Genomic DNA, 13,128 nt, shown 5'->3' with positions numbered 1-13,128 from the left:
AATGTTCCGCCTTTCACCCTAAAAAGAGGACAAATAGCCGCTTAAGCATGACCTCATGTAAAAAAAATGCTAAGGTTGCGCCATTTTTTGGAACTGAGAATTTAGCTATGTCAAATGCTGTAGAGACGCAAGCTGATAGTCAGGACCAACAGGGGCAAAAAGGGGGATTATTTAATCGCTTCTTGGCAACTGTTGAGTTCTTAGGGAATATGCTTCCCCACCCTATTACTTTGTTTGCAATGTTTTGTATCGCCATCGTGGTATTCAGTGGTATTGCCGATTGGATGGGGTTATCTGCCATCGATCCTCGCCCAGAAGGCTCCGCGGGTCGCGACCCCGACGGTGTTATTGAAGTCGTAAGCTTGATGAGTGCTGAGGGTCTGCAACGCATTGTGACAGGTCTTGTGACTAACTTTACTGGCTTTGCACCGCTTGGCACTGTACTTGTTGCATTACTGGGGGTTAGTGTTGCAGAACACTCAGGCATGCTATCTGCTGCAATGCGCGGCATGGTAATGGGCGCTTCAAAACGCCTTGTTACGTTCATGGTTGTATTTGCCGCTATCTTGTCTAATACCGCATCAGAACTTGGCTACGTTGTACTTATTCCGCTTGCCGCAATGATTTTCCATAGCCTTGGTAGACACCCACTTGCTGGCTTAGCCGCTGCATTTGCTGGCGTATCCGGTGGCTACAGCGCAAACTTATTGCTTGGCACCATAGATCCGCTATTAGCTGGTATTACGACGCCTGCTGCGCAGATGATTGACCCAACTTACCAAGTAGGACCTGAAGCGAATTGGTACTTCATGATGATTTCAGTATTCCTAATTGCCATTGTGGGAACCTTAGTCACCGAGAAAATCGTAGAGCCACGTTTAGGGAAATACGACCCTAAAGAAGCCAGCGTTGATTTAAGTGAAAACAATATCGAGAAGCTTTCAGTAAAAGAAAAATCAGGCCTCAAATGGGCGGGTGTATCACTACTCGTAGTAAGCATTCTACTTGCATTAACCATAGTGCCTGAAGATGGCATCTTACGTCACCCAATAACAGGCGAAGTGGCGGGTTCACCATTTCTAAAAGGGATTGTGGTATTTATCTTTGTAACCTTTGCTATTCCGGGTTTTGTGTACGGTCGTGTGGTCGGCACCATGAAAAATGACCGCGATATTATTGATGCAATGAGTAAAAGCATGAGTTCGATGGGCATGTATATCGTGTTGGTATTCTTTGCCGCTCAGTTTGTTGCATTCTTTAAGTGGACAAACCTAGGTACTATCCTTGCGATAAATGGCGCAGCACTATTACAGGCGCTAAACCTAACTGGTCCTGAAGTATTCGTACTGTTTATATTCATGTGTGCACTCGTGAACCTAAGCCTTGGTTCATCATCAGCTCAATGGGCTGTCACGGCACCGATATTTGTTCCAATGCTGATGCTTATCGGCTATGCGCCAGAAACCATACAAGCAGCGTACCGAATTGGAGATTCAGTTACTAACCTTATCACTCCGATGATGAGTTACTTTGGTTTGATATTAGCGGTTGCGACTAAATACAAAAAAGACATGGGTATAGGTACTCTAGTGGCCACGATGTTGCCGTACAGCATGTTCTTCTTTATCGGCTGGGTTGCACTATTCTACGTGTGGGTATTTGGCTTTGGTCTACCTGTTGGACCTAACTCTCCTATCTACTACAATCCGTAGCTAATACTTTAAAATTATCTAAATGCCAGCATTTGCTGGCATTTTTATTTGTGAAAACCTCAACCCTCACCTAAGGTTGAATAGGAGACAGCGAAGAAGGAGCCGATTTTGGATACCAATAACATTGCAATTATTACATTGGTATTAAACTAACTTCACGTGATCACTGTTATTTTATGCCCTGTTCCTGAGTGATACACGTGACCTAACATTAGGTGAATTATGTACACACTCTTTTACTATCCACAAAGTGCGAGCCTTGCGCCTCATATTTTATTAGAACTCATTGGTGAGCCTTATCAACTTGAACTGGTGGATATCAAAAAAAACGCCAACCGTAGTGCACAATACTTAACACTAAGCCCTGCCGGACAAGTACCAGCCCTCGTTGACGACGACTTTACCTTATTCGAAAGCGCTGCAATTTCTCAGTACCTAGCTGAAAAGCACATCGACAAGCAGCTTATCCCAACTGAGCTAAAACCAAAATCACAGTGCCTGCAATGGATGCATTTTATGAGCGCTTCTATTCACAGCGACTTATTGATGTACACCTACCCCGAACGACACACCCAAAGTGCTTTGATGTATGACGACCTTATTCGCTCGCAGCAAGGCCGACTAGAAGAAGGGTTTGGTATTATTGATACGTTACTTGCAGACAATCATTACCTGTTTGCAAATCAATTTACGCTATGCGACAGCTATTTATTTATGCTTTGTGAGCGTGCGAAGACATTTTTAGAAAAAACGCCTTCGCTTAAGAATGTACGCCGCTATTATCGCCAAATTGCGGCAACACCAGCTATTAGCAAAGCCTTAGAAATGGCTGAGTTTTAGTTTGAACGATTAACGTTAATAAGTACAATACCGGTCAGCACAGCTATCACGCCCACGACTTTTTGCAGGTTAATAGGCGTATAAGGTACACCAAAGAGACCAAGCTGACCGATCGCCATCGCTACCACCATTTGGCCACACAAATAATAAGCCATTAGGTTACCTATACCCATTTTAGGAATTAAAAAATAACAGAGTCCCACCCCAGTTGCACTTAGCACCCCACCTAAACACCACAAGTACCAAGGCACCGCTTTTAGCTCTGAGGTTGCTGGCAGCACGTTATCAGATACCCGAAAGGCAATAAAGGCATAGAATGCGCTGACGGTAAACGCCACTCCTGCAGCCAATATCGGACTTTTTAATAAACCGCCAAGCTGTGCATTCATGCTTGCCTGCACCGCAATTGCACCGCCTGCGAAAACAGCTAATATGGCAAAAATCATCATCACACCTCAATATGCAGCAAGTCTCTCGATTTCCTTACTTTGCTGGTATTCGCGTTCACATCCGTACTGTCACGAATGCCAATTGGCGCAATTAATACCGTGCGTAAATTTAAGGATGAAAGACCCAACACATCATCGTAGGCAACCTTATCGATACCGGTCATTGGGCAAACATCTATTTCCATACTGGCGGCTACCAGCAGCAATGTACCGAGGGCCAAGTGAGCCTGCTCAGAACACCAGCTATATTGAGACGCACAATCCATGGTGTGTAGCGCGTCTTTCATACCCAATTCCATCTGTGCATAGATAAGCTCATCAAGGTTTCGATTCGCCTTAAAGTCTTGAATGTAGCGCTCTACTTGGCTATCTAAAGGTGACATATCCGCAGCAAAAACTAATAGATGACTATTATCAAGCACCTTTTGTTGTCCATACGAATGCGGTAGTAATGCTTTTTTTATCGATTGCTTGGATATTTGAATAATCTTATAAGGCTGTAAGCCAAATGCTGAAGCACTCAACCCCGTCAATTCGATTAACTTATCGACTTTGTCCTGAGCAATGGTTTGCTCAGAAAATTTGCGGACGGCGTAGCGCCAATTCAATAACGATTCTAGTTGTGATGTGTTCATAAGTTGCTCTCCATTATGTCTGAGGCAACTTTAACAAGGTGAAGAGCTTGGCTCATTTACCTATGTAAACGAACCTGAATTTTTTAACGATTTTCTTATTCGGCTTAACTGTGTAGGAGTGATCCCAAGGTGTGACGCTAAATGGTATTGCGGTACGCGCTCAGCAAGTTCTGGCTGCTCTTTTAAAAATGCGAGATAGCGCTCTGTGGCGTCTAACTGCACCATATAAAGCTCTCGCTTATCCTTTTCTAACAACCAGTTCTTTTCAAGATACAGTATTTGAAATCGCATTAATTCCGGATTATCCATTAATAGTGCTCTAAACTGCTTGAAATTGATTAGGACTATCTGTGATGTTTCAAGCGCTTGGATCCCTTGATTGGCGGGCTCTTGGCGATGTAGCGCACGCATTACACCAGGAAATTCCCCCGCCACAAAAAAACGCTTATTGTATTCCTGCCCAGCAGCATTGGTGTTTACTAATCTAACTAACCCTTGATGTAAAAATGCAAAAGTAGTCAGATACTCACCTTCTTTGTAAAGCCACTCATCTTTCGCGAGTAATTTGAAGCTGGTGATCGCAGCAATAGCGGACCAGGTTTCTTGAGAAAGTGGATAATAGGCGTCTACCGCTTGTTTTAATCTTGTTAGTGCATCCATGAGTTCTAGCTTTATGATATTATTCGGATTAACTATTCCTATTTGCAGTGTCTATGTCAATCTCTAGCCATTATCAAGCACAAATTGAATGTGGAAATCTTACTCCTGATGCAGCGCAGCAAGCTGCAATTTCAGCCTTAGATGCTCTTTCTCAATCACTCGCTAGTGGTCATTCGACTAAAGGCATCTATTTTTATGGCCCTGTCGGGCGTGGCAAGACAATGCTGATGGATTGGTTTTATGAATTCACTGACGTCACAAATAAAACTCGCCTACACTTTCACCATTTTATGCAACAGGTGCATAAAGAGCTGAATCAAATTCAAGGTGTGAGAGATCCTTTAAAGCGGATCGCCCAAAACTGGGCTGAGCACACTTCTGTGCTGTGCTTTGACGAGTTTTTTGTCACTGATATCGGCGATGCCATCATTATGGCGAGATTGTTTGAAGCTCTTTTTGAAGCTGGCGTGACCTTAGTTGCAACCTCTAATTGTCATCCAACCCAACTATACAAAGATGGATTACACCGAGACCGCTTTGAGCCAACGATAGCGCTACTTATAAATCACTGCGATGTCATATCTGTATGTGGTGAGACAGATCATCGATTTAGCAAAGGCACAAAGGCAAACCACTACTTTGTCAATGATAAACAAGCGTTTTGGGACGCCTTTACTAATGCCGGTGGCATATTCAAACCAGGCGTCCTGGAGATTAATCATCGTCTAATTAACGTGCTTGGCGTAAATGAAAGCGTCGCATGTTTTGATTTTATGGAGATCTGTTCAAGCCCTCGCGCTATCAATGACTATATTGAGCTTGCACAGCAATTTAGCTGTATTTTTATCTCTGAGTTACCGCTACTTGGTGTTACTCCAGAGAATAAAGGTGTAGCACAAGGAACTGAGGAAGACTATATCCGTCCAAATAATTCGATGCAACCAAGGATTGGCGACGATGAGGCCAGACGCCTAATTGCGCTTATCGATGAGTGTTACGAAGCCAAAGTACTGGTTGTTTTTTTGGCAGATGCCCCGATTGAGCAAATTTACCAAGGAGAGCAGCTAGCATTTGCATTCGCTCGCTGCATTAGTCGAGTGACAGAAATGCAAAGTTGGTCTCTTAGCGCCTGCTGAGCTTACAATCCTTGTGATTATATAAATTACAACCGAGTGCTAACCTGGTGCAAATAATAATAAAAAGGGATATTCTCATGAAGAAAACCACACTCATTGCTCTTTTTATCTCATTCAATTCGCTAACAACAGAAGCACTATGCGACAACACGTGCATTTCCCGGTCGAAACGTTGCATTCAATACAGAGTAAAAAACAATAAAGTAAGGAAAATCATAATGAAAGTTCGGTATGCACTGCTGCCACTCATGCTGGTTTCAAGTCTTTGCTCCGCAGATACACTGAACGACAAAGTCAACGCTTACTTCGAGGCACAAAAAGCCGTTGAACACCAATATTCAAAAGAGTCTGATGTTACCCACCTACTTACGCTTTTGACGCCAGACGTCTCATTCGAGCACCCTCGCTTTAATGCCGTATTATCAAAAGAAGAATACAAAAAAGGCCTACTCAGCTATCTGGGCCAATATGGCAAATGCGATATCGAAGTCACAAATGTCATTGAAGGCCTTAATGCAGTGACCGTTGAGTATCACATCCTTGCGTTGATCAGCAAGGTAATACGGATGAAAAAGAAAATAAGCAAAAGCTTATAACACTGTTTGAGTTTAACGGCGAAAAAATAAAGCGTATTCGCCACTATTTTTAATACTATCTGGTATTTAATTAACTGTTAAATAACTTCAAACGCCCGATATTCTAAACTGGACATTTGAAGTTAAATCCACGTCAAACTAGTTCTCAACAACTACCTGCTAATGTACGCACTTTTCATTGGTAAAAAAGTACTTTACTTCATAATCTTCACAGGTTGTATAATTACTACTGCCACCATTACTTGAGTTTAAGCACCTGAAGCCGGGACCATCGTAAACCAACGTTTGTCCTGTGAGTCTTGAATCTAGCTTATTTCCAACGACTCTGGCAATAACACCGGCAATATCATCGGCAGAGCAAGCGCTACTAATGCTTCCTTCACTTTGATGATTTGCGAACAGTTCATTGTCACCATTACTTGGATCATCTCTATCCAACCAAGGTGTTGCGTAGAGCCCTTTATCAAGTAAAGAGAGACCTATCTTATAGATACCTAAAGCGTTAATGTCTGAACCAGATGAGCCATGGAATCCAAAGATCTGCTGACTTGCTGTACTTGAATACGTTGAGCATGTCCCATTCTTAGACCCTCCCGCTATAATCTGTCCTGAGCTTGATTTCATACTGACATAAAATATTGAGTCATAGCCGTACTTTATACTAGAGCGGCAAATCTCTACTTCTGCTAAATATTCGCCTCTGGCTGGTATCACACGTAACGGGCCACTCCATACACCATTCGTACTGCCGTGCGTTATACATTGAGTTTGTGGACTTGCGCTCGCATGGCTTACGGTTTGCTCTGATTTATAACACGCTTTGATCCCTCTAACCGTGTCAGCAAAGTTTATTTGTACATAACTTAAATTATATGCACCAGTAACCAATGCTTTGCGTTTTAGCATAGCAATCCCATCGAACGCACTACCTTGGTTAGTGCTACCTAACGCATTTTTTTTCACAAATCCAAAGTCTATGTATTCTACAGAATTTGCCAACCAGAAATCTTCAAACGGATTGTAATAATTTACCCAAGCCTCTTCTGTTGTATTTGCTTTTACAGCTGCTAACTTAGCATTTTCATAGGCATTATACGGCATTCCAAATTTGTAACTCCCACCGAGACTTTTACAATATGAAAAACCGCTTTGCCAAGAGCCCTTTGATGTAGATAGCTTCCAGTTACGGTTGTCATCGACACAAGCGTGGAAACGTGAGTTGTTGCAGGCATTGTCAGACACCATGTTGTTTGCACCAATGCTAGCGCAACTTCCAGTACCATTTGGTCTATTTGGATTCCATGACCAAATATAATCTTCTATTTGTACTTCATTCGCGCCATAACCACTCGCTGCACTGGTATTATTTGCTTCGACTAGGGCAAGCTCTAGAATTTGAGCACCGCCTTTTGCCCATCCATTAATAACATTCCCGCCTCTTTTGTCTGGATCAGGACCATCTGGGTTCAACTGAGTCGCAGCATCCAGAACAACGGTCATATTATTTGCTTCATACTGTGACGTGATACTTGAATTGACACATTTATTTCCATTGTTTTGACACAAAGGCTGATTGCTTTGCAAATTTCCACTACTATCAAATGCGTCGACCCCGATGAACACGGTATTCCAAAATTTAGAGTAGTTTCCCTTTTTATGGTAAGAGCACAAATTACCACTCTCTCTGGGAGTTTGTACCACTGCGACAAGCTGCTTGCCTGCCGCTAAAATATCCCGTTTGGATAAATGAGAAACAGGTAATGACGCGCAAGTTTTATCTGTATATCCCCAGTCTGATGGGATAAATAGGATATCACCAACATCTTTTTGTAACCGTTCACCAATTTTATTGTGCCAATTACTATGGTGATTGCTTTTATAGGACTCAATTTTGAGCATAATCACCTCATCGGGGTTCGCTTCCAAAAAGTTCTTAATATCGTCTAACCCCTCGGAAAGCTTGGCATGAAAAACCGAACACACCGCACCTTCTTCTGTACTGTTGTGACACAACATCGGGGTTGAATCAAATGTTGCTTCGGGGTAGATGTCGTATTCAATTACTCTCATCCCTCGCCAAAGTAAACTTTCAGGTGAGTAATATTGATTCACATCAGTATACGTGCCCTTATTCCACGCGTGAGAAGCGTAAGCATTGTGTGCTCCAGCCCAAAGCGTTTTTGAGAACGGGGCAAAATTATCAATCTGTCCCTGCAAGTCCAGTCTTTTAACTTTCTCATCGCTTTTATCGATCGCGCTATTTGCCAAAAATGGCGTCGTTATCAAAGCTAAACTACCTGATAACACGAGCGCTAATTTACTAAAATGTTTCATTGTAAAACTCCTCTCCTTCTTACGGTATGGGTTGGGTCCTTAACCTGTTAATACACTCATTGAGTGCCAGTACAAGCAACCGATAATAAGGCTAGGTTGCAAAAGTGCAGCGAATGTGGAGAGGAACCTAGCTAAATTGACCTTTTACCGAGCTATAGTTTTATCTGCGGGCGAGAAAAAGCATGCCTAACGCAATGATTTTTAAATAACTAAATGTAGTTGTAGAGAGTTGAACGTCATCCCTAAAAAAGACAGGTGTAATGTAGTGTAATAAGTTTGCCGATTATATAGAGTACGATAACCAACAAATAGGCCACATCGATTACCTAAGTGGCCTATTTACGCTTTTTGATTATCACTCACCAAGTAATTTAGTTAGCCGCCCTTTTCGAGCAACAAAGACATCGTAGCCACCATCACCCTTCGTTGATAATGCCAGCGCTTTGTTTACTTGCTCTAAAGATGCTTGGTATTGTTTGTCGGTTTCATAGCCATATGCTAAGCCGTTGTAGGCATCTGCATTATTTGGATAGCGTGAAACGCCAAACTTAAACAACTTAATTGCTTCTTTCACGTTACCCATGCTTACGTGGTAATAGCCAAGCTCTCTGATCACGGCTTCCTGTGGTTCAAAAGCCTCGCCATATTGAGCAGACAGTTGTTGATAATACTTAGTAATAGAGCTCAATTCACCAGTATAAGCACGCGCAGGCATTCGGGTTGGCAAAAACAGCTTTTGATACGCGCTAAAAATACCAGCTGCAGACACAAGTCCATGCGGAACATTGTCGTAGGCCTCACTGAAAAAGCGCAAATCATGTGGTTGATTTGCTGCTAGAAAGCGCGCCATATCGTCGTATCTTTCGCGCATCACGCCGCCTTCCTCACCAATCGTGATATATAGAAAGTTATCTAACTGCTTCGTTTTGGAAATAAACGCTTTAGTACTCTTTGCTGTCGCGCCAAAGTTCCACCATACCGCTGGACTATAAGCAATATGCGCTTGAAATAGCTCGGGCTTTGCCTGCAAAGCATAAAGCGCAAAAGTACCCGCTGCAGAAGCACCTGCAATAACTTTAAAATCATGAGTGCGATAGGTCTCGTTCACATAAGGAATAAGTTCAGTCTCGATAAACTCTAAAAACTTAGGTGCCCCGCCGCCAATATCCATAGGTCCTGCAGGCTCTTTATTCTTAGTTGGATAAAGATCTCTTAACCTGTCTGTATTTTCGATTGCAACAATAATAACTTCAGGTGCCGCAGAAACGTTTGCTCCTTGCAAACGCTCAAGTACTGCGGTCATCAACGGAAGGTTGCCTTTACCATCAAGGCGATAAATCACAGGATATTTTTTGTTGGAGTTGGTGTGATAATTTTTGGGTAGTTGAATGGTAAAAGTTCTCTTTTCATCAAGCACTTTTGACATCAAGGTTTTTGTTTGTTGCTCATATTCTTGTTTTATCTTTTCTTCGGACTCTGCTATCGCTGATCCCGAAAAGAGCGCCGCTAAAGTCACAGCAAACAAGCACTGAACTGCCTTACCAATTCTCATTATTATTATTCCATTTAGTTGATTTCACTAACAAAGCTAGCATACTGATTCAGGAATTGATAGCACCCTATGTCCCTCTTTTTGCTAGCTTACTTTTTAGATAGTCAGCGCATACACTTAAACAGAGAAATACAGCAAAGCAGCAATCACAAAGAAAACAACAATAACGCTGCTGCAGTTATCATTTCTGCCACTTCCTTTTATGATTTGGCCTAAAAAGCGCTCAACTAACGCGATGGTTACTTAACCAAACCATCGACGTTTTTATCTAAGACACTATAAATGGCTTTCATAGCGGGATCGACACCATTGAAGTAGCTTTTAGAGTCCGGCAATACCGGCATGTGAGGTGCAATCCAAATACGGTGGTCTTCTGCGCGAGAAGTTTGATGAAACTGCGACGAAACGAGTCCAAACACCCCACTGAACGGTAAACGGAACCTTCCAGCTTCACCAATATGGTTTGGCCGAGAACCACTTGGCTCTCCAACCAATATGGCATTGGTAAAACTATCAATATTGGTTAAGAGGTTTTGCGCTGCTGAAAAGGTATTACGTCCCATCACTACAAATAACTTGCCTTCTGGCTTTGCCGCTTCAAAATAAATAAGTGCCTTTAGTAATGGTGGTAAGATGGAGCCATTGCCGCCACTATTGTGTCGTAAATCCAGCACCAAGTGATTTACTTCACCATGTTTTATTGTCTCTATCAACTCCGTACTAAATTGCGCTAGCGACTGCGTTTTCATCTGTGCAACGGCATTAAACTGTGCGTACAAAACCCCGTTGCTTTTATCCACTTCGTACCAGTAAGGTTTGGTAACACTTTGTAGATACTGTGGGCTTTTTTGATGATTATTCGGCAAAGTCGGAAAACCGCGAAATTCAAATGTTCGACCACTAAGGCGAATGGTCTTTTGCATGCTCTGCGCATTTTCTACCGTGATAAACACTTCATTTGACGCATCGCTCAACTCTAGTCCAGCGAGTACTTCGGGCATGGCGAGATAATAAGGCGCAAGCCACAGCTGCTGCATTTCATTATCTCGCGGGTTAATCTCAGCAACTTTCGCCATTGCTTCTGCGGTTGGTGTTTGTCCAAAAGCTGTAACTTTATGACCGATTAAATCACTAAACTCAGCTTCGGCATCAACAATGTAAAGGCCATCGATAAAGGCATAAAACTGCACTGGCAAACGAGTGAAATTCCCTTTTTCTCCGAAAGTCGGCACGATAAAATTATGCCCGTTACCAAGCGTGCCTATCATTTTCATCATACCGAAGACAATTTGCTGATCAGTTAACTTGGGTATATCTGAGCGCAAATTATTTGCCAACGCAATTAAATCAGGGTTGTTACTTGCCTGCTCGTTAACATGCAACCGCTTAATTTCTGAGAGTAAGAAATCTAAATCCGCATTCCACAGCTGCTCTCGGTTGAGCGAAGTGTCTTTATAGTTACCTGTAAGACGCTGAAATTGCTCATTATCTTTGATGGAGTCGAAAACACTTCTAGTTGCTAAGCTACTGCGTTCGTCGTACCGCGCTGACAAAGACTTACTCAGCCACTCATTAGCTTCATTCACTTTACCCTGTGCGGCATACGCGCCTGCAATTTTTATCATAATGTCATTCGAGGGGCGCGAACCGGTAGGAATATTAGTTAGGTTTACACCCAGTGACAATGCCTTTTTCAGCGCAATGATAGCTTGCTCATAATGCGTTAATTGTATTTGCGTTAATCCCAATAGATACCAAGTGTCTCCGTCATCTTGATACGACTTAGTGAGCTTTTGCAATTGTGGTAACGCCTGTTGCCAATTTTTGCTCCGTACCAACGCGAGTGCGTTGATCCGTGTATTTAGGTAATCTACAGGGGATTTAACAGTTAGTTGCTGTGCAACATGCGCTTGTTCGCTCGTGGATGTCAGCACCCGAATAGGTTCAGCCTTCGCAGGCTGCGCGATAAACAAACTACTAAAAGTCAGGCAAGTGGCCACATGAGTGAGAAAACTTGAATACATCATCTTTATCCTTGTTATCGATTTAACCCCAGATTACCTATAACGACTTTATATGGCGTGCAATATCAGGATTTTGTACTTCTACGACTTTAAAAAACATTCAGAACAAAGTCTAAGTAATTGTTTAATATGCTTATATTAATTTTAAAAATTGAGTTGGAGTGTAACCCGTTTGCTTTTTAAAAACACTGTTAAACGAGGATTTTGAGTTAAACCCAGCATTCATTGCGAGTGCTAATAAGTTGGGGGTTGCTTCCTTTTCGCACTGTAGTTGCTGTTTTACCTCATCGACCCGCAGGCTATTGATATACTCATTAAAGTTATAACCACCACAAGTATTGATGGCCCAAGAGATATCCTTTACCCCAAGTCCAATAATCTCAGCAACATCGTGAATAGTCAGTCGTGGCTGACGATATAAATAGTGCTGCATAATCGTGTTATGAATTGCATTGAATATCTCGGTTGGATCTTCTGCCTGTTTACCCATCTCATTGAACGTTATTTCTTGGGCTTGCGTTATCGAATCTTCGAGGTGTGGTTGATTGTGTACTTTGACAACCAGATAAAGATTAATTGCAAGTAACCAAACTAAGTCAATAAAATACCAGAGTGCTTTCGTGGTGATGTCGTTGTATGTTTGCATATTGAGCCTGACTAAATCCACCAAAGCAAAGAGCACAAACAAGACAACCGTTGTTCTGATCCACTGCAAATCGCGCGTGTTAACGTCCGCTCGGATCTCCGCTGATGCTCGCTGATAAAGGCCAACAAGCTGTACCGTAAAGGCAAAATAAATCAACTGACTGACAGTACCAAGCGCAATCAAAAGTTGGGTGTACTCCGTAAATGGAAGCGCCAGCAAAACAGGTAGGAAATGTATTAACCTTCGCTCTTGCTTATCCCGATTAGCATGCAGTAGATTTTTAAACAGAAAATAGACTAAAGGCCCAGTAGCTAGGGTGAATACAGGCGTGATAAGTAAATAGCTTCTAACCCCTAACGCTTCTTCAGCAAAATTGGTTGCCATCAGCACACATTGAAATAACAAATAGATGACGAGCATTCGTGCGCGTGGTTGATTGGCAAAAATTAATATTGCGAGGAGATAAGCTCCAACAGAGACGAGTTGGATTATGTTAACTGGAACAATGTGAAATGACTGAAGCACAAGCCGTATTTTTATAATT

11 protein-coding genes are annotated in these 13,128 nt (G+C 42.4%); 4 read left to right on the top strand and 7 right to left on the bottom strand.

The features are described from left to right. Positions 1–107: 107 nt before the first annotated feature. Complete coding sequence (locus NH462_RS02560; protein ID WP_026345549.1) at positions 108–1,712, top strand: AbgT family transporter; 1,605 nt, start codon at positions 108–110, stop codon at positions 1,710–1,712. Positions 1,713–1,934: 222 nt separating this feature from the next. Next, positions 1,935–2,552: a glutathione S-transferase family protein gene (locus NH462_RS02555; protein WP_010373036.1), complete on the top strand. Its 618-nt coding sequence runs from the start codon at positions 1,935–1,937 to the stop codon at positions 2,550–2,552. Here NH462_RS02555 and NH462_RS02550 read toward each other — a convergent pair. From NH462_RS02550 to NH462_RS02540, 3 genes are read right to left on the bottom strand one after another with little or no spacing between them, the layout of a single operon-like run. Then, the gene (locus tag NH462_RS02550; RefSeq protein ID WP_010373038.1) at positions 2,549–2,998 is read right to left on the bottom strand and encodes a DMT family transporter; all 450 of its coding nucleotides are present in this window, start codon (positions 2,996–2,998) and stop codon (positions 2,549–2,551) included. The genes NH462_RS02555 and NH462_RS02550 overlap by 4 nt on opposite strands. A gap of 2 nt (positions 2,999–3,000) precedes the next feature. After that, the gene (locus tag NH462_RS02545; protein ID WP_253103684.1) at positions 3,001–3,636 is read right to left on the bottom strand and encodes a nitroreductase family protein; all 636 of its coding nucleotides are present in this window, start codon (positions 3,634–3,636) and stop codon (positions 3,001–3,003) included. A 60-nt stretch (positions 3,637–3,696) separates the two neighbouring features. Beyond that, entirely contained in the window at positions 3,697–4,296 is a 600-nt protein-coding gene (locus NH462_RS02540) for a Crp/Fnr family transcriptional regulator (RefSeq protein ID WP_253103681.1), read from the bottom strand. A gap of 53 nt (positions 4,297–4,349) precedes the next feature. Between NH462_RS02540 and zapE the strand changes: the two genes are divergently transcribed. Beyond that, a complete protein-coding gene (gene zapE / locus NH462_RS02535) occupies positions 4,350–5,432 on the top strand; it encodes a cell division protein ZapE (protein ID WP_253103678.1) in 1,083 nt (360 codons plus the stop codon). 218 nt (positions 5,433–5,650) lie between these two features. Continuing rightward, complete coding sequence (locus NH462_RS02530; RefSeq protein WP_253103675.1) at positions 5,651–6,028, top strand: nuclear transport factor 2 family protein; 378 nt, start codon at positions 5,651–5,653, stop codon at positions 6,026–6,028. A 159-nt stretch (positions 6,029–6,187) separates the two neighbouring features. Here the strand turns inward: NH462_RS02530 and NH462_RS02525 are convergent, their stop codons facing one another. The 4 genes from NH462_RS02525 to NH462_RS02510 form a co-directional block, all read right to left on the bottom strand. Next, positions 6,188–8,362 carry a jacalin-like lectin gene (locus NH462_RS02525; protein WP_253103673.1) on the bottom strand — a complete coding sequence of 725 codons (2,175 nt, stop codon included), beginning with the start codon at positions 8,360–8,362 and terminating at the stop codon, positions 6,188–6,190. Positions 8,363–8,717: 355 nt separating this feature from the next. Next, positions 8,718–9,914, bottom strand: coding sequence for an alpha/beta hydrolase-fold protein (locus NH462_RS02520; protein WP_253103670.1), 1,197 nt, complete (start codon positions 9,912–9,914; stop codon positions 8,718–8,720). Between the two features lie 239 nt (positions 9,915–10,153). Then, positions 10,154–11,941 (bottom strand): CDC27 family protein, encoded by a 1,788-nt coding sequence (locus tag NH462_RS02515; RefSeq protein ID WP_253103667.1) that lies wholly within the window; start codon positions 11,939–11,941, stop codon positions 10,154–10,156. 130 nt (positions 11,942–12,071) lie between these two features. After that, positions 12,072–12,968 (bottom strand): helix-turn-helix domain-containing protein, encoded by an 897-nt coding sequence (locus NH462_RS02510; protein ID WP_253103665.1) that lies wholly within the window; start codon positions 12,966–12,968, stop codon positions 12,072–12,074. Positions 12,969–13,128: the final 160 nt, after the last annotated feature.

It is taken from the genome of Pseudoalteromonas sp. OANN1 (assembly GCF_024124685.1).
Lineage (GTDB): Bacteria > Pseudomonadota > Gammaproteobacteria > Enterobacterales > Alteromonadaceae > Pseudoalteromonas > Pseudoalteromonas piscicida.
This window is presented reverse-complemented; position numbering and strand designations above follow the sequence as displayed.